The following is a 20,228-nucleotide window of genomic DNA, read 5'->3' as shown; positions in this document are numbered from 1 at the left end:
ATAACTCACGCCCTAATATTAAGTGCTATTTTACTTTTCTTGTTGTGCTTTCACCGCAGCCACGGCCACCATATTAATAATACGGCGAACAGACGATTTGGATGTTAACACATGTGCCGGTTTTTTCATTCCCATCAGGATTGGGCCAATGGTAATCGGTGTATGAGTACCTTGCAACAAGTTCAAGCTAATCCGTGCAGATTCCATATTTGGCATAATTAACAAATTAGCCGCCCCTTTTAATGGACTATCCGGCATGATTTCATTGCGTAAACTTTCAGTTAACGCCACGTCACAGTGCATTTCGCCGTCAATAATTAAGCTTGGATCTAATTCCTTAACTAATTGTAAAACTTGACGCATTTTCACCGCACTTGGGTGAGCGGAAGTACCGTAGTTAGAATGTGAAATCAAGGCAACTTGCGGTTCAATACCAAAATGACGTACTTGATCCGCTGCCATTAAGGTGATTTCAGCTAACTCTTCTGCACTTGGATCAGTGTTCACAAAAGTATCGGCTAAGAATAAGTTGCGATCAGAAAGCACCAAACCATTCACTGTGGCTGGAACCTTAACATCTTCTTTAACACCGATAATCTCAGTTAATAAACTTAGACTTGAAGAGAACGTACCAACTAGTCCACACAACATAGCATCAGCATAACCTAATTCTAGTAATGCAGAACCAATCGCCGCAGAATTATTGATCATACGACGTTTTGCCATAGCAGCGGTAACGCCATTGCGTTTCATTTTGTTGTGATACAAGCCCCAGCATTTTTCAAAAATTACTGGATCAGTTGTACTTAACACATCAAAATCTTTACCTGCTTCAATTTTTAAACCGAGTTTTTTGATTTGTTGTTCAATGACTTCATGGCGACCCACCAACACTGGATAAGCAATACCAAGGCTGGTAATTTCTTGTACCGCATGCAAAATACGTGTTTCTTCGCCGTCTGCTAATAAGACCCGTTTTTTGTCTTTTTTCGCTTGATCAAACACCGGTTTCATAAATAAATTGGTTTTGTAAACGAACTGGCTTAATTTTTCCAAATAAGCATCCCAATCAGTAATTGGGCGAGTCGCTACACCGCTGTCCATTGCTGCTTTCGCTACTGCTGGAGCAATACGCACGATTAAGCGTGGATCGAATGGTTTAGGAATAATATAATCAGGGCCAAAAGATACTTCATTGCCGCCATAAGCTGAGGTTACGACTTCGTTTTGTTCTGCAAGGGCAAGATCTGCAATGGCGTGTACCGCTGCCATTTTCATTTCTTCATTAATGGTGGTGGCACTCACGTCTAATGCACCACGGAAAATGAATGGGAAACAAAGGACATTGTTGACTTGGTTAGGGTAGTCAGAACGACCGGTACACACAATGGCATCTGGGCGAACCGCTTTGGCCTCTGGTGGGGTAATTTCAGGATCTGGGTTCGCCAGTGCTAAAATCAACGGACTCGCAGCCATGGATCTCACCATTTCAGCCGTTAACACCCCTTTAGCCGAACAGCCTAAGAAAATATCTGCATTTTCAATCACATCACCTAAAGAACGTGTGCCGTTGTCATCAATGGCATACAGTTTTTTGGTGTCATCCATACGGTCATCACGGTTTTTGTAGATAACACCTTTAGAGTCGCACACCACGATATTTTCTCGTTTCATGCCGAGAGCAACCAATAAATTTAAACAAGCAATGGATGCCGCACCGGCACCAGAGGCCACTAAACGCACATCTTCAATTTTTTTACCTACAATGCGTAAACCATTGATAACCGCTGCCGAGCTGATAATCGCCGTACCATGTTGGTCATCATGGAATACCGGAATGTGCATGCGTTCACGCAATTTTTGCTCAATATAGAAACATTCAGGGGCTTTAATATCTTCAAGGTTAATCCCACCGAAAGTCGGTTCTAGAGAGGCGATAATCTCGACTAATTTATCAGGATCTTTTTCATCAATCTCAATATCAAACACATCCACGCCAGCGAATTTTTTAAACAATACGCCTTTCCCCTCCATGACGGGTTTACCTGCTAAGGCGCCGATATTACCTAAACCTAATACCGCTGAACCATTGGAAATCACTGCGACTAAATTACCTTTTGCTGTATAACGATAGGCATCTGCAGGATTTTTCTCAATATCCAAACAAGGTTCTGCTACACCTGGGGAATAAGCCAAGGCTAAATCACGTTGAGTGGCGAGGGATTTGGTGGGAGTAACCTCAATTTTTCCGGGAACGGGGAATTCGTGGAAATCTAATGCGGCTTGACGTAAATCTGACATAATATACTTCCTTTTGAAATGATGAATTAAAAAACGATTTTTCTATTATAAAACGAATTAAAATAAAAAAATGTGACCTAGCACAAATTTTTAACAAAAATTTTATATTTTTTAGTGTTTGTGATGTGCTAATAAATAATCCAACACCACCTGATGATGTTCCCCCGTTTTGAATTTATCAAACACCTGTTCAATCTTGCCTTGTTCGTCAATTAAAAAGCTAATGCGGTGGATACCGTCATAGGTGCGACCCATAAATTTTTTCTCGCCCCAAACGCCAAATTGTTCAGCAATGTGATGTTCAGGATCTGCGAGCAGATCAAAATTGAGCGCTTTCTTTTCTACAAATTGCGCCAGTTTTTTGGGGCTGTCAGGGCTAATGCCAAAAATCACCACGCCGAGTTTATCCAATTCCGCTTTGGCATCACGTAAACCGCAGGCTTGCGTGGTACAACCTGGTGTGAGTGCTTTAGGATAAAAATACACCAAGACTTTTTGACCTTTAAAATCGCTCAGGCAAATGGTTTCATCGTGTTGATTTTGTAATGCAAACTGCGGTGCAATGGCACTTATTTTTAAAAAATTCATCAATAAATTCCTACTATCTTGATTCATTTTATTATTTTTGCACAAAAATAATAAAACTTACTTGCAAATTGTGATTATTTTAGCAATGATAAAGGAAATTTATCAAGCAAACATCAACAAAATATCACGAGAGGTTTTTATGTCTTTAACACCTTTATTTCACGGCAGTATTGTTGCACTCATTACCCCCATGAATAGCCACGGCGAAGTCGATTATCCAGAGTTAAAAAAATTAGTGGATTTTCATGTGGCGGCAGGCACCCATGGCATCGTATCGGTGGGCACTACCGGAGAATCTGCCACCTTAAATCCTGATGAACATTTGAAAGCCATCTTGAAAACAGTCGAATTTGCTGCCGGCCGTATTCCTGTGATTGCGGGCGCTGGCGCCAACGCCACAGCAGAAGCCATCACTATGACCAAATTATTGAATAACAGCGGTGTGGCCGGTTGTTTATCCGTGGTGCCTTATTATAATAAACCGACCCAAGAGGGGATGTATCAACATTTTAAAGCCATTGCAGAATGCACGGATTTACCGCAAATTTTGTATAACGTACCGGGCAGAACGGGGAGTGATTTGAAACCAGAAACCGTGGGACGTTTAGCGAAAATTAAAAATATCGTCGGGATTAAAGAGGCCACAGGTGATGTGAGCCGAGTACGTAAAATTAAAGAATTAGCCGGTGAAGAGTTTATTTTCTTGAGTGGTGATGATGCGACCGGTTTAGAAAGTATTAAATTAGGCGGTCAAGGTGTGATTTCCGTGACCAATAACGTGGCGGCTGCCGATATGGCGAAAATGTGCGAACTGGCATTAGCGGGCCAATTTGAACAAGCAGAGCAAATTAATCAACGTTTAATGGCTTTACATCATGATCTATTTGTGGAGGGCAACCCAATTCCTGTGAAATGGGCAGCCTATAAATTAGGCTTGATTAGTCAACCTGTTTTACGTTTACCATTAACCGTATTGAGTGAAACGGCACAACCAAAAGTATTGGCCGCCTTACAACAAGCAAAATTACTTTAATTTTCACCGCACTTTAGGGCTATTTGATTAGCCCTAAACTTTTTACCGTTTTTGTGGTCTATAAGTGCGGTCTATTTTACAAAATTTTTTAAAGGGATTGATGATGAAAAAATGGCTTTTAGCATTCACCGTGTTAGCCACTGTGACAGCTTGCTCAACCAGTAATGAAAGTAAGCAAACGGCGAATGACAGTTATGAAAAACGTGGCATTATTCCCGTGTTCACCACCTTAGATACGGGGGGCGTCACGATTTTAGGGCAAGAAAACACCTATCAATTACCCACCAATGTGACGGTGAAAACGGATGGAACCGATATTCGTCCGCCATCTACGCCGATGGCGATTATTGGCAATTCCGTGGCACAATTTGATGGTGAGCGTTCTTCTATTGTTTATCCTGCTGAGAAAAAAGCGGTTTATAATATTCAGCAAGTGAAACGTTTGTTAACCGAGCAAGGCATTCCATTCACCACCTCGGGCAATCAGGTGCAAACTGATTGGGCGAAAACGGGGCGTGCTGATGATGTGGGTGATGTACAAGCTCGTTATATCATTGAGGAAGTCGGCACGAGCGATTCCAATGCGTTAGTGGTGGCGTTGGCGCAAATGAAACGTGATGAAGTGATTTTTACCCCAACCGTAAAAGATAAAGAACGTTATACTTCAGATCGTTTAAATCAATTAGTCGGTGAACTGAATGCGGCTTATCGTCAACAGCAACAACAAGTTGCGACCGCTGATGTGGCCGCCGGTGCAGTACAATCCGCTATTGTGACCGACAGCAATCAACATACAGCTTTGGCGATGAATATTACTTTCCGTCAAGCCTGGCAAAAATTACAACAAGCGTTACCGCAACTTGGCTTTGAATATAAAGAATCCACGGCCGGTAAAGGTTATGCGTTGTTAAAATATAAACCGCTTGATGATACCGAATGGGCACGTTTTGGCTTAACGAAACCTGATCTTGAAAAGGGTGAATATTCCATGCAAATCAGTGCTTATGGCAATGAAAGTGCCGTGGTGATCAGCGATGAAGATAAATTTGCCTTGAGTGGCGAGAAAGCGCAAACTTTGTATCAAGCGCTACAAAAAGTGTTATCTAAATAGTCGCAAATTGTTTAAATAAAAAACCTAGTGCGGTGTTAATGCACTAGGTTTTTTTGTGGAAAATTACAGGCTAATGGCAAATTTTTGTTGCGCAAAGGCTTGGAAATCTGTGCAACCGCCAATCGGTTGGTTATCCACTACCACTTGTGGAACGGTTTTGACTTCGGCGACACCAATGGCTTTGGCAATATCCTCTTTGCTCATGTCTTTTTCGATAATATCAATAAATTCATAGCTAAATCCCTCAACTTCCGTTGAAAGTTTATCGGCTAAGGTTTTTGCACGCACGCAAAATGGGCAAGTCATACGACCATAAATTTTAACAAACATCGTTTTTTCCTTTTTGACTAAATGTGGTGGTATTTTACGTGAAATTAAGTAAAAATATAAATTGTTTTTTTCTAACAGTTAAGTCGCCAAAATCTTATGAATATTTTAATGCTATGCCGAGAATCCCGTTTATACAGTTGCCAACGCTTAAAAGAAGTCGCAGAACAGCGAGGACATACTATGGATATTCTCGATCCGAATCGTTGTTTATTAAAACTCAGCGCAAATGCACCGCACTTTGCTATTTACTATCAAGATTCAGCGCAAGCCTCCCCTCGTTTATTGCCTCAATATGAGGCGGTGTTACCTCGTTTTGGTATTGCAAGCACTCAAATGGGTTGTGCCGTGTTACGTCATTTTACCGCACAGGGGGCGGTGTGTTTAAATGAGGATCAGGCCTTTTTACGTGCTAGAGATAAATGGCAAAGTCTGCAATTATTGCAACAAGCGGGTGTGGCTGTGCCAAGTAGCGGTTTAGCTGGCTGTGAATTTTCCGCCAAGCAAGCAGTGGCACAAATGGATAGCCCAACGATTTTAAAAACCCTCACTGGCTCACAAGGGATCGGCGTGATGTTGGCGGAAAAAGCACAAAGTGCGGTGAGTATTTTGGAAACATTGAAAGAGGCCCATGTGGTGGCGTTGTTACAAGATTTTGTGGCAGAGGCAGAAAATATGGATATTCGTTGTTTTGTTGTTGGCGAAGCCGTCGTCGCTAGCATGCAACGTCAAGGACAACAAGGCGAGTTTCGGGCCAACTTCCACCGTGGTGGATTGGCCGAAAAAATCACCCTCACACCACCACAACAAAGCCTCGCTATTCAAGCGACAAAGGCTTTAGGATTAGATGTGGCAGGGGTGGATTTAATTCGTTCTGAACAAGGTTTATTGGTGCTAGAAGTCAATGCTAGCCCAGGCCTTGAATTAATTGAAAAAACAAGCGGTGTGGATATTGCACAGGCCATGATCATGCAGTTAGAACGAAAATATCATCACGCCATGAAAAAGCCCTGTTAAACAGGGCTGATAGCAAAATTAAGACACCACTTCCGGTTGTTCATCTAACGGGTATTCCGGAGGCAACTGCGGATTGATATTTTCTTCATCTAACGGAATGTTTTCTCGTTCTATTTTGGGTTCTTCGTTGTCGAGATTTTGTTGATTTAACAACATGTCACGCATTTTACTAAAATTCGTTTTATCAGACAGCCAAACTGCGGTTAAAATTGGGGCAAATTCGGGCTCAAATTCATAATCTAACACCGTATCATTTAGCACAAAATAGCTTTTATCCTTTAACGCAATAAAGCTCAGTTGGTCTTGTGGCGAAAAGTCAGGGAAAATACGTTGCAACTCTTTTAACCAAACGGATGTATCCGCTTGCGTCAGTTTCAAACTTTCCATTTCCCGCACCAACGTCACCGCAAAATTTTTCCCTTCAACTTGCTTATCGAAAGTAAACGTCAGCATTAATGGACGTTGATTTTCTTGATATTGCCCCGTTTCGGTTGACAGCGTAATGCTATACACCAAAAACGGCCCCCAGTTATAATCTGCCTTGCCGACAGATTTCCATTGTGCCAACACAACAGCGGGCAATAATCCGCATAATAAGCCTAAAATCAGTTTAAATTTCATTGAATGAACCGTGCTGAAATAAAATATTGTGCGAATTATAGCAATAATTTCATCAGCAAAGTATAAAAAAATTAATGATCTAACCCCATTTGCCAAAATGCCACTTCCATTCGGGTCGCTGTGGTGAAAATGTGTTGAATATTGGCTAATTGTTTTGGGTTTAAATCTTGGCAAAGTGCGGTTAAAAAATCTTGATATTTTTCCACCGCCGTTTGAAAACTTTCATCGGCGTAAGTGTCAATCCATTTTTGATAAGGATTATTGGGCAGGTTATTTTGCTGTTTTAAACGCAAGCCAATTTCCGCATAACCAATAGCAAAAGGGGCGATGGCGGCATAAAGTTCCGCAAGTCCGCCCGTGATACCACAATCTAGTACATAGCGAGTGTAGGCCACGCAAGCGGGATCTTCAGCAAGATTCTGTAAGTCTTGTTCAGCAATTTCCCATTCTTGACAGAAATCGATATGTAATTGAATTTCTTCTAATAAAACTGTAATGGCCTGATGAATTTCTCGCATTTGCTCAAAATTTTCCGCTTTAAATATCGCTAAGGCTAAGGCACGATTGTAGTGGAAAAGGTATAAATAATCTTGCTTTAAATAATATTGAAAACGGCTGATTGGTAGTGTGCCTTGCCCGAGCTGTTGCACAAAATCATGTTCAACATAATCATGCCAATGAGGTTGAGCTTGTTGGATAAGGGTTTGGATAAAGTTAGCGTTATTTGACATAATTTAGTTTCCTACATCAGTATTATCTGTTTCAGGTTCAACGGGTATCTTCTCAGCTTTTGATGAAAAAGCACCCCGACTAGGTTTTTGAGTGTAGCAAAAAATCAACCATAAAAAAAGCCCCGTATGTTGCATACGGGGCTAAATAGCCTATTTCATATTACGCTAATTCAGCACGCAATTTTTTCGTCACGTTCATCATCACTTCTAATTGCGCGATAGTTTCTGGCCAGCCACGGGTTTTTAAACCGCAGTCTGGGTTGACCCATAAACGTTCTTTTGGCACTACGTTTAATGCTTTGCGTAACAAGTGTTCCACTTCTGCCTCTGTTGGCACACGTGGGCTGTGAATATCGTATACACCTGGGCCAATGTCGTTCGGATAGTGGAAATCGCCGAATGCGGTTAATAATTCCATATCAGAGCGTGAGGTTTCAATGGTGATCACGTCCGCATCTAAGCCGGCAATGGCAGGTAAGATGTCGTTAAATTCAGAGTAACACATGTGCGTGTGAATTTGTGTATCGTCTGCCACGCCCATGTAGCTCAAGCGGAACGCCTCGCCTGCCCATTGTAAATAAGCATCCCAATCCGCACGTTTGAGTGGCAAGCCCTCACGAATCGCAGGTTCGTCAATTTGAATCACTTTGATGCCTGCTTTTTCTAAGTCTAATACTTCATCAGACAAGGCCACGCCGATTTGTTTACATACGGTTGAACGTGGAATATCGTTACGCACAAATGACCATTGCAGAATGGTAACTGGACCTGTCAACATGCCTTTCATCACTTTTTTGGTGAGGCTTTGCGCATATTGCGACCAACGCACGGTCATTGGCTCTGGACGGGTGACATCACCGAAAATTACAGGTGGTTTCACACAACGTGAACCGTAGCTTTGCACCCAACCGAATTTAGTGAATGCAAAACCGTCTAATAATTCGCCAAAGTATTCCACCATGTCGTTACGTTCTGCCTCACCGTGCACCAACACATCTAAGTCTAATTCTTCTTGTTTACGCACCACATATTCGATTTCTTTTTTCATTGCTGTTTCATAATCGGCTAAAGACAATTCACCTTTTTTGAAACTGGCACGTGCGTGACGGATTTCGCTAGTTTGTGGGAATGAACCGATGTTGGTGGTCGGTAATAAGGGTAAATTTAACCACGCATTTTGTTTAGCGATACGTTCTGCAAACGGTGATTTACGTTGATCGGCGCCTGTTGGTAAGTTGGCTAAACGTGCTGCCACTTCCGCTTTGTGGATCACTTTGCTGTTCGCACGAGCATCAGCCGCCGTTTGGCTGGCGTCTAATTGGGCTTGCACTGACGCACGGCCATTGTTTAACGCTTGTTTTAATACGTTTAATTCTTCCACTTTTTGTAACGTGAACGCTAACCAAGAATAAAGATCAGGGTTGTTCGCTTGTAATTGGGTTTCTACGCTTAAATCATAAGGCGTGTGCAATAATGAACAGCTTGGGGCAATCCATAAACGATCTGCTAATTTTGCTTTTAATGGTTCTAACACATCAAGCACGCTATTTAAGTTCGCACGCCAAATGTTACGACCGTCAATCACGCCCGCAGAAAGCACTTTGTCATAATCGGCGAAAGCGGCTAATTGTTCTGGCGCACGTACTAAATCAAGGTGTAAACCTGCCACTGGCAAGGCTTTTAATAATGGCGCATGTTCTGCCACAGAACCGAAGTAAGTGGCTAATAAAATTTTCGCTTTAACTTGGCTTAATTCCGCATACACAGATTGGAATGCGTTAATCCATGCTTGTGGTAAATCTAAGGCTAACGCAGGTTCATCAATTTGAATCCATTCGGCGCCCTCGTTGGCAAGTGCGGTTAAAATTTGTTGATAAACTGGCACTAAATCTTTCAATAAATCAAAGCGATCAAAGGTTTCGCCTTTTTCTTTCCCTAACCAAAGGAATGTCAATGGTCCAACAATCACAGGTTTGGCTTTATGTCCTTTTGCCACTGCCTCACGATACTGATTCACATAATGGGCGGGGTTGGCTTTAAATTGGGTGTTTTTGGCAAATTCAGGTACTAAATAATGGTAGTTAGTATCAAACCATTTGGTCATTTCAATCGCAAATTGATCTTTGTTACCCCGTGCTAATTCAAAATATTGGCTTAAGGTTAAATTCTGGCTATCAAAGCCGAAACGTGCAGGAATGGCGCCAGTGGCCACTTGTAAATCTAAGATGTGATCGTAGAACGTGAAATCGCCGGTTGCCACGAAATCGGCATTGGCATCCGCTTGGTGTTGCCAATTTTTTTCACGCAAGGCTTTGGCTAACTCTAATAAATCTTGCTCGCTTAATTCTTTACGCCAGTAGCGTTCCTGTGCAAATTTAAGTTCACGTTTTGCACCAACACGAGGGAATCCTAATACATGAAATGTGGTCATATCTTGCTCCTATTATAATGGGAATAATAAATTTCTATTTAGACGGCTAAACGTCCGCTTGATTGAGATAATGCCGAATTCTAGTTTATTAAGCAAACTCATAATTTTCATTTTTTGTATGAATAATTTTAATAATTGAATATTGGATAAAGAATCGATAAACAAAAGTGCGGTGAAAATCTTTTTTGTTTTTGAAAAATAAGTTTTGCGAAATGCGCCTATTTAGGGTAATATTCGCAGTCTAGTTATTTTTCAATAAAAAATAAGGTGTAAATATGAAAAAAGGAATCCATCCCGATAATTATCGTACCGTGTTATTTTATGATAGCAACGCCAAACAAGGCTTTTTAATCCGTTCTTGTGCCAGAACCACCAATACCATGAAATGGGAAGACGGCAAAGAATATCCTGTATTTATGTGTGATACGTCCTCTGCCTCACATCCGTTTTACACGGGTAAAACACGTCAAATTGGTAATGAGGGTCGAGCCAGTGACTTTACCAATCGTTATGGCAAATTCGGCGCATTAAAATCAAAATAAGGAGTCAGCATGCAAGTATTATCCTCATTAAAAAGTGCCAAAACACGTCACCCTGGCTGTAAAGTTGTGCGCCGTCATGGTGTGGTGTATGTGATTTGTAAGGAAAATCCTCGTTTTAAAGCCCGTCAGGGAATGAAGAAAAAAAGAAGATAATAAAAAATGCCCCGTTGTTGAAAACGGGGCATTTTTTTGTCAGCTTAAAATAACACACTGGCGCCCATGGCAACATTTCGTCCCATTAATGGAATATGCGAGAGATACGAGGTACTCGCATACACTTTTTGATTAAGAATATTATTCACATCAAGGGTCAAGCGATAATTAACCCGTTGACCCAAATCGCCGACATAACTCAAGGCTGCATTCAGCATATTATGCCCGCCGACGGGTAATTCATTATGTGCGGTTTTGTGTTGGCTGAACGTATGCGTATATTCAAGGCTAGCGGATAAATTATTGGTTAAATCCGCATTAAAGCGACTGCCTAAACGGGCGGCAGGCATACGAGGCACGTTGCCATTGTCCAATTTCCCTCGCACATAATCACCGAATAAGCTCAGGCGATATTTGGGGTGAAAACGATAACTGATATTGCCCTCGGCGCCATAAAAACGAGCCGGTTGTTGAGCATAACGCAAGAGGCGGAAATGCGCAAAACGATCCATGGTGTGGGCGTAAATGTAGTTACTAAAATGTTTATAATAAACGCCCACATAGCTTTGCCATTGGTCATTATTAAATTGTAGGCTGATATCCAAATTATTGGATTTTTCTTTTTTCAGCCGTTCATGAATGCCAAATTGATCGTAAACTTGGGTATCAATCAGCAAATTATTAATGGTACGGTCATATTGCTCATCGCCAAATTCATAGGAATTGGTGGCCACGTGGGTACCTCGGGCATAGAGTTCTTGTACACTTGGTGCACGTTCTTGGTGTGAAAAGGTCAAGCCACTTTTCCATTCTGAGGTGAGTTGCCAGTCTATTCCCGTAGCAAAAGAATACGTGGTGGTTTCATATTGCATGCTGCGTAATGGATCCATGCGTTTACCTCGGTGTAGCTGTTTATCGTCGGCAAGTTGAATTTTTTGATGATCAATTCGCCCTGATAACGAAAAGGTGAGATCTTGCCATTGATAGCGTTCAACGCCAGATAAGCCGTATAAGTGCGTGGTATTTTTATCTAAAATCCCTTCGTAACCGGCACTGTCGATCAGATCTTTACTGTATTGCAAAGCGACGGTTCCCGACCATTGTGCAGTGGGTTGATGATCCATTTCCATTCGCAAAGATTGACCATTATGGCGGAAACTCGACATGGTGTATTGCCCCTCGATTTCCTTATGTTCATAGCGACTATCATTGGCCATAAAGCGAATTTGCTCAATGCCTTTTATTGGCTGATTTAATGCACCACGCAGATCGACCCGTTTCAAGTGTAATCTAAGTTTGGCATATTGCTCTGGTTGACTTGGATCGTGATTGTGGAAATCTTCATCAATATTGACGCTAGTATGCTCACAATGCAGGTTAATCCCCTCCAAATATTCGTCATTTTCTTCATGGGTGTGAATATGACAAAAATGGGCTTTATGTTCGTGTCCGGTTAATCCATAGCGATCACGTCTGTCGGTGTAAGCGATACCCAAATAGCCTTTTTCACCAATCCAAGATAACCCAATCGCCCCTTGTTTCGATTTGGCCTCAGAGTTATTGATATAACGATAATTTTTTGATTCTTCAATATTTTCTTCATAGTCATCAGCGAAAATAGCCTCAATACATTCTGGTGTATCGGAATTATTACAAGGGTTTTCCACCGTGTATCTTTCCGTATAGCCCGCTGACTTGTAATTTTTAGCCTGACGGTGTAGGCCCTCAAGGTGCAAAACCAGATGGTCAGATAATTTGACATTGGTGGCGAGATTATATAATTGCTCTTGATTATTGGCGTTATAATGCGCATCTAAGCTGCCCTCCACCGTGCGTGTTGGACGTTGTGTAGGAATTTTATCATCTTCCACATTCACCACGGCGCCCGTAATTCCCGAGGCATATAATAGCGTATCCACACCTTGAATAATTTTGATGTCTTTTGCTAATGTTGGATCCACCATAATCGCATGATCGGGCGACATATTGGCCATATCCACCACATCTCCGCCATTTTGCACAATCTTGTTGCGGTAACTTTCTTGTCCCCGAATAACTGGCGTCGAGGCCCCCGAACCAAAGTGATTAGATTGAATGCCCATTTGTTTCGCTAAAGCATTCCCCAACGACGTTGGCCCGTTTTTGAGTTCAGTTTGCTGAACCGTTTTCATGGGGCTTTGGTTTGTTTCAGTAACTTGAATGATCTCTAAAACTTCTGTTTTTTCCACCGCACTGACAGAGGGAATGATCCCCAAACTGAGCATGATCGCCCAACTTATTTTTTTCAATTTCATTATTGTTATTTCCCTATATAAATAATTCGCGCAGAAAAATAACTGTATTTGCTGAAATTTGCAAGCATTTTTTTTGATGAAAAATAAGATTTGAAATGAATCCTCTATTTTTAAGTTAAACTGCGGTACATTTTAATGTAGAATATAATTCATTCTTTTGTTGCTTTGTATGAATTACGCTCATGAAACCCATTTTCCTTGAACTACGACATCTCAAAACCTTATTAGCCTTAAAAGAAACCGGTTCGGTTTCTTTAGCCGCAAAACGGGTCTATCTCACGCAATCCGCCTTATCGCATCAGATTAAATTATTGGAAGATCAATATGGTTTGCCGTTATTTGAACGCAAAACCACCCCTTTACATTTTACGCCCGCAGGGGAACGATTAATTAAATTAGCCAACGATGTGTTACCTAAAGTTATTGAGGCGGAAAGGGATCTTTCTCGCGTCAAACAAGGCGAGGCGGGGGAGTTGCGTATTGCGGTGGAATGCCATACTTGCTTTGACTGGCTTATGCCGGCGATGGACAGTTTCCGTAGCCATTGGCCGTTGGTGGAATTGGATATTGTATCGGGTTTTCATACGGATACCGTCGGATTATTGCTTACTCACCGTGCGGATTGGGCGATTGTGTCAGAAATGGAACCCACTGACGGGATTATTTATAAGCCGTTATTTTCCTACGAAATGGTCGGGTTGTGCGCCAAAGATCACCCCTTAGCTCAAAAAGAAATCTGGCAAGCGGAAGATTTTGCTGATCAAACTTGGATTACTTATCCTGTACCCGATGATATGTTGGATTTACTCCGCAAAGTCTTGCGTCCGGCGGGGATTAATCCCACACGCCGTACTAGTGAATTGACCATTGCGATTATTCAATTAGTCGCCAGTAAACGAGGTATAGCCGCATTGCCATTTTGGGCGGTGAAACCTTATTTAGATCGGGGTTATGTGGTGGCACGTCAAATTACCGAGCAACGTTTATACAGCAATCTTTATTGTGCCTATCGTGAAATTGACGGCGACAGTGCCTTTATTGATGATTTTTATGACACGGTGAAGTCGCAAAGTTTTTCTACGTTACCTGGGTTGTCGATTTTGGAGTAATTATGCAAAATCAGCCAAAAAGCACCGCAGTTTGGGCGGCTGCCAAAGCGGCTTTTCCTTATTCTGTCCCCATGATTATTGGCTATCTTTTCCTCGGCGTGGCTTACGGTATTTATATGAAAGTGCTCGGCTTTGGCGTATGGTTTCCGTTTTTTATGGCAGCCTTGATTTATGCGGGATCTGTGGAATTTATTGTTGCCACCTCTTTGACCGCTATTTTTTCGCCACTTTCTGTGCTGTTGGTCACGTTAATGGTGAGTGGTCGCCAAGTGTTTTACAGCATTTCCATGTTAGAAAAATACGGCAAACAGTTGGGTAAAAAACGTTGGTATTTAATTTCAACCATGTCAGACGAAGCCTTTTCATTAAATTATATGGCCAACGTGCCAGAATATTTAGACAAGGGGTGGTATTACTTCTTTGTTAGCCTTTATTTGCAAGTCTACTGGGTGATTGGTGCCGTGGTCGGGAATCTGGCCACGGACATTGTGCCTTTTAGTTTAAAAGGCATTGAATTTGCCATGACCGCATTATTTATCGTGATTTTTGCGGAAAATTGGCTGAAAGAAAAATCCCACGAAAGCAGTTTATTAGGCTTAGGCATTACCTTATTTTTCCTCGTGACCGTTGGCAAAGAACATTTTCTAGTTCCGACTTTGTTCACCATTTGGGGCCTATTAACCTTACGCCGTGCGAAATTAGCAAGCAAAATTATTCGTTTAACGGGAGAAAATCCATGACCTTAACCGAACAAATTATCACCATTGCTATGGGTGTGTTAGGCGTGCAATTTTGCCGATTACTGCCGTTTTGGATCTTCCCCGCCAACCGCCCGATTCCTGAATATATTCGTTATTTAGGCAAAGTGTTGCCTGCGGCTATGTTCGGTATGTTGGTGGTGTATTGCTATAAAAACGTCGAGATTTTGCAAGGTTATCATGGCATTCCTGATTTTATTGCGGGCGTGTTGACGTTAGCTTTGCACCTTTGGAAGAAAAATATGTTTTTGTCCATGGCAGTGGGGACGGCTTTATATATGGGGTTGGTGCAAGGCGTGTTTGTGTAGTTTAAGACTGCGCCTTAATACCTTGCTCAATTTGTTTTAAACCATTTAACCTTGTGCTACTTAATCGTTGTGCAATTCCCAAGTCGGTGAAAAATCTCGTTAAATCAAATTGTTGAATTTCTTCTGTCGGTTTGTTATTGACATGGTTAATCAACACATACAGCAAACCATTCATAATCCGTGCCTCACTATAAGCCTGTAACTGTAAAGTGCGGTCTAAATTTGGTGAGATTTTACACCATAATCTGACTTCGCAACCTTGAATTTCTTGCCATTGGGCCAATTCTTCGTCACTGGGTTTGGTGAGGTTTTTACCGGCTTGAATTAGCAAGCGATAGCGTTCTTCCCAGTTTTTAGCTTGTTGAATTTGTTCGATAATGTCCATTTTTTAGTCCAATAATTCCAGTGCTTTATCTAAGGCAGTAAAAAAGGCTTGTACATCTTGCTCGGTGTTGTAAGGAGCAAAACTGAGGCGTAATGTGCTAGGCACACCTAAACGAGCGAGATAAGGCATGGCACAATGTACGCCGGTGCGTAAGGCGATATATTGTTCGGCAAGCAGGGTGGCGAGATCAGAACAGGCGATATTGTCAAACACAAAGCTGATCACGGTGCTAGGTTGTGGGGCAGAAAATAAACGACAATTTGGGTAAGTTTTTAACCGCACTTTTGTTTGTTCGGCGAGATGTAAAGCGTACTGTTCCGCTTGTTCAATATCCCATTTTTCTAACCATATTAACACAGCATTAAAGCCGATTACGGCGGCAATATTCGGCGTACCAGCCTCTAAACGATAGGGAAGTTCTGCATAGCGAATTTCTTGTTTTGAGGCAAAGGCCACCATTTTTCCGCCATATTGTAGCGGTTGCATTTTTTCTAAGGCGGACAGTTTGCCGCTTAACACGCCTAAGCCGTTTGGGCCATAAATTTTGTGGGCGGAGAATGCAATAAAATCTGCATCCAATTTTTGCAGATCGATTTTGATATGGCTAATGGCTTGAGCGGCATCCACTAAAATCAGTGCGGTGGAAAATTGGCGAATTTTTTCAATCAGTTGTTGGATGGGCTGTTGTGTGCCTGTGACGTTAGATATGAAATTTAACGCCACCAATTTTGTGCGTGCGTTTAGGGCGGAAACGAGAGCTTGTTCGTCAATTAAAAAGTTATCTAAGATCGGTAAAATATGTAATTTTGCACCGCACTTTTCGGCGATAGCGTGCCACGTGACAAAATTGGCATGGTGATCGGCCTCGCTGATGATAATTTCATCATCAGGTTGAAAATGGGGAAGTAAGCCGTTGGCCACGGTGTTAATGGCTTGCGTGGTGCCAGATGTCCAAATCACCGCTTGTTCACTTTCCGCATTAATGAGCTGTTTCACTCGGCTGCGAGCTTGTTCATAAAGTGTGGTGTTTTTTTCGTCATATTGACTACGATGCACGGAGCCTGCAGATTGATAAAATGCCACGGTGGCATCAATCAACGCTTGCGGTTTTAAAGCGGTGGCGGCGTTATCCAAATAGACGACGGCATCTGTTTGGTTAAAATAAGGGAAGTCTTGACGAAATGGGATCGCATTAAACATTATTTTTTACCTTGTCGTTTGAGTTTGCGAAATTCACTGGGTGGCATGGGATTGGGATCACGCCATAAGCCGATACGTTGTTGTTGAGCGATTTGTTGCATTTGGAGATATTCTGGGTGACGCATATATTTTGTATAAGCCCAAGCCATGCCTAATTGTACCATTTTAAGATTGATATTTTCCCGATCTTTGTAGATCGTTGCCACCGTGCGACCGTAACGATCATAGTCAGAAATTTGCAAGGTGACTTGGGTTTTATGGATAAGTTGTGCTAGCATTTGTTTAGCACGATTGCCAAAGGCTTGGGCCTTTTCTGGGGCGTCAATTTCGGCCAAACGTACTTTGAGTTGCTTATTATTGGCTAATAAACAGGTGATGGTGTCGCCGTCACTAATGCCAACCACACGACAGTTGACCCAACGTTCTGCACTTAAGGCGTTGTGACTGAATAGAAAAAAGACAAGTGCGGTGAATAAAAAGGTTATTTTTTTCATTATTTTTTGGTATAAATCAAAGGTGAATGACATTTTACCGAAAAAATCACAAAAGTGAAAAAATAAGCGTAAAATAAATCGATAAAATTTATCAAAAAAGTTGAATAAAAACGAGAGAGAAGATGAAACAAAAACTAATTGATTTAGTTCGCTCTTTAGCGATTTTATATGCCTTTCTTTGGCTTGGGAATGGGATTGTCTATTGGGTTCCACTTGGTATTCCGGGCAGCATTGTGGGATTATTGTTACTTTTCTTGGGTTTAACCACGCAAGTGATTAAAGTAGAATGGATTTTTTTCGGGGCCAATTTACTTATTCGGTATATGATGGTGCTGTTTGTGCCGATTAGTGTGGGGATTATGCAACATTTTGATATGCTTATTTCACAAGCAAAAGCCTTGTTAATTCCGAATGTTTTGAGTTCATTAATTACTTTGATTATTGTGGGAACCTTGACGGATTATTTATTTATGCGACGTTCTTTTACTCGCTTACGCAAAAAAGTATTACAGCGTCGAATTAAGGAGCAAGCATGATTTACGCCTATTCTTTGTTAACCATTGCCAGCTTTTTTTTGGCGGTGCAAATTAATAAACGCTTAAAATCGGTGTTGTTAAATACCTTTGTGTTGACGGCGTCTATTTTGATTGGTGCTTTGTTACTTGCCAACGTGCCTTATGAAAATTATATGGCCGGCAACGCCCCTTTAAACAATTTAATGGCCGTCAGTATCGTGGCGTTAGCTTTGCCGTTATATGAACAATTACGGCGAATTGCAGCATTTTGGAAAAGCATTTTATTTGTGACCACATTGGCCTCATTAATTGCCATGTTGACGGCAGGTGGGTTTGCGTTGTGGTTAGGGGCCAACCCAGAAATCGTGGCAACCGTGATGTCTAAATCGGTCACCATGCCGATTGCCATGGCGATTTCTGGCCATTTAGGTGGCATTCCGTCCATGGCCTCGGTGGGCGTAGTCGTGGCGGGGGTGCAAGGTGCCGTGGTGGGGTATGTCATTTTGCGTAAACTTCGCCTGACCAGTTCCGAGGGCATTGGTATTGCGGTGGGAGCCACTTCCCATGCGATTGGTACGGCCGCTTTAATGGAACATGATGTGACCGCCTCGACGTATAGCTCCATTGCGTTGGTGTTATGCGGTATTTTGAGTTCTGTGCTTGCACCTTTGGTTTTTCACTTATTGTATATGGTGGCATAAATGTTAAAAAATACGTTAGATCCCATTTGGCTTGAACGCTTTATTAATGATAAACCCAGAGAGAAAGATCATCGTCCACCTTTTCGACGTGATCGTGCGAGAATTTTGCACAGTGCGGCATTTCGTTGTTTACAGGCGAAAACGCAAATTCACGCCGTGGGTGAAAATGATTTTTTCCGTACAAGATTAACCCATTCTTTAGAGGTGGCGCAAATTGGCAGTAGTCTCGTTTCCCAATTAAAATTAATTGATACTTACAAAGCCTTGGCGGATCAATTACAGCTAGACAAAGCCTTGTTACAACAAGAAATCAAGCCACTTTTGCCTACCGCAGATTTGATTGAAAGTCTGTGTTTTGCTCATGATATTGGCCACCCACCTTTTGGGCATGGTGGCGAAACGGCTTTAAATTCAATGATGTATGATGTGGGGGGCTTTGAGGGCAATGCACAAACGTTCCGTTTATTAACCAAATTAGAGCCTTATACGCAAAATGCGGGAATGAACTTGACTCGCCGGACGCTGTTGGGGATCGTGAAATATCCGGCGATTTTAGATGAAACTTCACCAAAATACACCGCACTTTCTTCTTCGGAGCAAGATTTTAGGGCCTTTGATTGGCGACCGGGGAAAGGCATTTTTCGTGATGATTTGCCAGTGTTTGATTGGCTATTGCAACCTTTATCTACGCAAGATAAACAGTTATTTACTTCATTAAAAAAAGTGCGGTCGGAACCGAGCGAATTTTTGAAAACACGCTTTAAATCCTTAGATTGTAGCATTATGGAATTGGCGGATGACATTGCTTATGGCGTACATGATTTTGAAGATGCCATCGTGGTTGGCATGATTGACCAAAATCTGTGGCAAATTGCGTTACGAGAATTAAAGGCCTGTTCATCAGAATGGATTGTCAAAAATATTGATGCTTTAACGAGCAAATTATTTTCAGAATACCATTATGAACGCAAAAACGCCATTGGGGCATTGGTGAATTTCTTTATTACCAATGTGCGGTGGAAATTAACGGCAGATTTTGCCGAACCGTTGTTACGTTATAATGCCGAATTACCCACCGAAGTGGAAGACGTGTTAAACGTGTTTAAAGCCTTTGTGTTTAAATATGTGATTCGTGATGTGGAAACCCAACGTATTGAATATAAAGGGCAACGTATTTTAACCGAAATGTTCCAAATTTTTGCCAGTGATCCAGAACGTTTATTGCCACGAAATACAGTAAATCGTTGGTTAAATGCCGAACCGCAAGGCAAAAAACGGATTATTTGTGATTATATGGCGGGCATGTCAGATGCTTATGCGTTAAAAGTATATCGGCAGTTGACGTAAAAATAATCGGTAAAGTTGGAAAAATAAACAGTTAGTTAAAATTTTAGATTTTTTTGCAAAAAATACTTGCAAAGGATTTTCAGATCTCTATAATACGCTCCACACAACGACGCACTGTTGTGAAAACTTAAACTTTCTAACGTGCGTCGTTTTATTTTCGCTTAAAGATAGCGATTTGTTCTTTAACAATTTATCAGACAATCTGTGTGGGCACTTGTTGATTGACTTGTTTTAAAAAATTAAATAAAACTTGAAGTCTTAA

General features: G+C 41.6%; 21 protein-coding genes and 1 riboswitch. Of the genes, 11 read left to right on the top strand and 10 right to left on the bottom strand.

The genetic code is table 11. From position 1 onward, the window contains the following. Positions 1-30: 30 nt before the first annotated feature. Entirely contained in the window at positions 31-2,304 is a 2,274-nt protein-coding gene (locus ACTG7L_RS07185; RefSeq protein ID WP_439328078.1) for an NADP-dependent malic enzyme, read from the bottom strand. Between the two features lie 108 nt (positions 2,305-2,412). Then, a complete protein-coding gene (bcp, locus tag ACTG7L_RS07180) occupies positions 2,413-2,889 on the bottom strand; it encodes a thioredoxin-dependent thiol peroxidase (protein WP_439327994.1) in 477 nt (158 codons plus the stop codon). Positions 2,890-3,028: 139 nt separating this feature from the next. Between bcp and dapA the strand changes: the two genes are divergently transcribed. Continuing rightward, positions 3,029-3,922 carry a 4-hydroxy-tetrahydrodipicolinate synthase gene (dapA, locus tag ACTG7L_RS07175; protein ID WP_439327993.1) on the top strand — a complete coding sequence of 298 codons (894 nt, stop codon included), beginning with the start codon at positions 3,029-3,031 and terminating at the stop codon, positions 3,920-3,922. A 103-nt stretch (positions 3,923-4,025) separates the two neighbouring features. Beyond that, entirely contained in the window at positions 4,026-5,033 is a 1,008-nt protein-coding gene (gene bamC, locus ACTG7L_RS07170; protein ID WP_439327992.1) for an outer membrane protein assembly factor BamC, read from the top strand. 63 nt (positions 5,034-5,096) lie between these two features. Here the strand turns inward: bamC and ACTG7L_RS07165 are convergent, their stop codons facing one another. Then, positions 5,097-5,363 carry a GrxA family glutaredoxin gene (locus ACTG7L_RS07165; protein ID WP_439258124.1) on the bottom strand — a complete coding sequence of 89 codons (267 nt, stop codon included), beginning with the start codon at positions 5,361-5,363 and terminating at the stop codon, positions 5,097-5,099. A 96-nt stretch (positions 5,364-5,459) separates the two neighbouring features. Between ACTG7L_RS07165 and ACTG7L_RS07160 the strand changes: the two genes are divergently transcribed. Beyond that, complete coding sequence (locus ACTG7L_RS07160; RefSeq protein WP_439327991.1) at positions 5,460-6,377, top strand: RimK family alpha-L-glutamate ligase; 918 nt, start codon at positions 5,460-5,462, stop codon at positions 6,375-6,377. An 18-nt stretch (positions 6,378-6,395) separates the two neighbouring features. On the opposite strand, the gene ACTG7L_RS07155 is transcribed toward ACTG7L_RS07160, so the two are convergent. The 3 genes from ACTG7L_RS07155 to metE all read right to left on the bottom strand — a co-directional run bounded on the left by ACTG7L_RS07155 (position 6,396) and on the right by metE (position 10,160). After that, positions 6,396-6,998: a hypothetical protein gene (locus ACTG7L_RS07155; RefSeq protein WP_439327990.1), complete on the bottom strand. Its 603-nt coding sequence runs from the start codon at positions 6,996-6,998 to the stop codon at positions 6,396-6,398. Positions 6,999-7,069: 71 nt separating this feature from the next. Continuing rightward, positions 7,070-7,729 (bottom strand): thiaminase II, encoded by a 660-nt coding sequence (gene tenA / locus ACTG7L_RS07150; RefSeq protein WP_439327989.1) that lies wholly within the window; start codon positions 7,727-7,729, stop codon positions 7,070-7,072. Further along, positions 7,721-7,817: riboswitch (TPP riboswitch) on the bottom strand. Its footprint overlaps the gene before it by 9 nt. A gap of 72 nt (positions 7,818-7,889) precedes the next feature. Next, positions 7,890-10,160, bottom strand: a complete 2,271-nt coding sequence (gene metE / locus ACTG7L_RS07145) for a 5-methyltetrahydropteroyltriglutamate--homocysteine S-methyltransferase (protein WP_439327988.1) — start codon at positions 10,158-10,160, stop codon at positions 7,890-7,892. Positions 10,161-10,435: 275 nt separating this feature from the next. On the opposite strand from metE, the gene ACTG7L_RS07140 reads away from it, so the two are divergent. Both ACTG7L_RS07140 and ykgO read left to right on the top strand, forming a co-directional pair. Further along, entirely contained in the window at positions 10,436-10,702 is a 267-nt protein-coding gene (locus ACTG7L_RS07140) for a type B 50S ribosomal protein L31 (protein WP_386687186.1), read from the top strand. A 9-nt stretch (positions 10,703-10,711) separates the two neighbouring features. After that, on the top strand, positions 10,712-10,855 hold the full coding sequence (ykgO, locus tag ACTG7L_RS07135) for a type B 50S ribosomal protein L36 (RefSeq protein WP_386690910.1): 144 nt from the start codon (positions 10,712-10,714) through the stop codon (positions 10,853-10,855). 44 nt (positions 10,856-10,899) lie between these two features. Here ykgO and ACTG7L_RS07130 read toward each other — a convergent pair whose 3' ends face one another. Beyond that, complete coding sequence (locus ACTG7L_RS07130; protein WP_439327987.1) at positions 10,900-13,149, bottom strand: TonB-dependent receptor; 2,250 nt, start codon at positions 13,147-13,149, stop codon at positions 10,900-10,902. A 182-nt stretch (positions 13,150-13,331) separates the two neighbouring features. Between ACTG7L_RS07130 and ACTG7L_RS07125 the strand changes: the two genes are divergently transcribed. From ACTG7L_RS07125 to ACTG7L_RS07115, 3 genes are read left to right on the top strand one after another with little or no spacing between them, the layout of a single operon-like run. Continuing rightward, positions 13,332-14,258, top strand: coding sequence for a LysR family transcriptional regulator (locus ACTG7L_RS07125; protein ID WP_439327986.1), 927 nt, complete (start codon positions 13,332-13,334; stop codon positions 14,256-14,258). A gap of 2 nt (positions 14,259-14,260) precedes the next feature. Beyond that, positions 14,261-14,998 carry an AzlC family ABC transporter permease gene (locus ACTG7L_RS07120; RefSeq protein WP_439327985.1) on the top strand — a complete coding sequence of 246 codons (738 nt, stop codon included), beginning with the start codon at positions 14,261-14,263 and terminating at the stop codon, positions 14,996-14,998. Further along, on the top strand, positions 14,995-15,324 hold the full coding sequence (locus tag ACTG7L_RS07115) for a branched-chain amino acid transporter permease (RefSeq protein WP_439327984.1): 330 nt from the start codon (positions 14,995-14,997) through the stop codon (positions 15,322-15,324). The genes ACTG7L_RS07120 and ACTG7L_RS07115 overlap by 4 nt, the downstream gene beginning before the upstream one ends. Before the next feature lies 1 nt (position 15,325). Here the strand turns inward: ACTG7L_RS07115 and ACTG7L_RS07110 are convergent, their stop codons facing one another. Genes ACTG7L_RS07110 through ACTG7L_RS07100 form a run of 3 tightly spaced genes read right to left on the bottom strand, consistent with a single transcriptional unit; the run spans position 15,326 to position 17,403 of the window. Next, positions 15,326-15,703: a SufE family protein gene (locus tag ACTG7L_RS07110; RefSeq protein ID WP_439328077.1), complete on the bottom strand. Its 378-nt coding sequence runs from the start codon at positions 15,701-15,703 to the stop codon at positions 15,326-15,328. Positions 15,704-15,712: 9 nt separating this feature from the next. Next, positions 15,713-16,909 (bottom strand): cysteine desulfurase, encoded by a 1,197-nt coding sequence (locus ACTG7L_RS07105; protein WP_439327983.1) that lies wholly within the window; start codon positions 16,907-16,909, stop codon positions 15,713-15,715. Further along, positions 16,909-17,403 carry a thermonuclease family protein gene (locus ACTG7L_RS07100; protein WP_439327982.1) on the bottom strand — a complete coding sequence of 165 codons (495 nt, stop codon included), beginning with the start codon at positions 17,401-17,403 and terminating at the stop codon, positions 16,909-16,911. Before ACTG7L_RS07100 ends, ACTG7L_RS07105 begins: the two co-directional genes overlap by 1 nt. A gap of 122 nt (positions 17,404-17,525) precedes the next feature. Between ACTG7L_RS07100 and ACTG7L_RS07095 the strand changes: the two genes are divergently transcribed. The 3 genes from ACTG7L_RS07095 to ACTG7L_RS07085 are packed head-to-tail and all read left to right on the top strand — an operon-like array spanning position 17,526 to position 19,966. Beyond that, positions 17,526-17,939: a CidA/LrgA family protein gene (locus ACTG7L_RS07095; protein ID WP_439327981.1), complete on the top strand. Its 414-nt coding sequence runs from the start codon at positions 17,526-17,528 to the stop codon at positions 17,937-17,939. Then, positions 17,936-18,619: a CidB/LrgB family autolysis modulator gene (locus ACTG7L_RS07090; RefSeq protein WP_439327980.1), complete on the top strand. Its 684-nt coding sequence runs from the start codon at positions 17,936-17,938 to the stop codon at positions 18,617-18,619. Before ACTG7L_RS07095 ends, ACTG7L_RS07090 begins: the two co-directional genes overlap by 4 nt. Then, on the top strand, positions 18,620-19,966 hold the full coding sequence (locus ACTG7L_RS07085; protein ID WP_439327979.1) for an anti-phage deoxyguanosine triphosphatase: 1,347 nt from the start codon (positions 18,620-18,622) through the stop codon (positions 19,964-19,966). Positions 19,967-20,228 lie beyond the last annotated feature (262 nt).

The sequence above is a fragment of the Lonepinella sp. BR2357 genome, assembly GCF_051851525.1.
In the GTDB taxonomy this organism is placed as follows: Bacteria; Pseudomonadota; Gammaproteobacteria; order Enterobacterales; family Pasteurellaceae; genus Lonepinella.
This window is presented reverse-complemented; position numbering and strand designations above follow the sequence as displayed.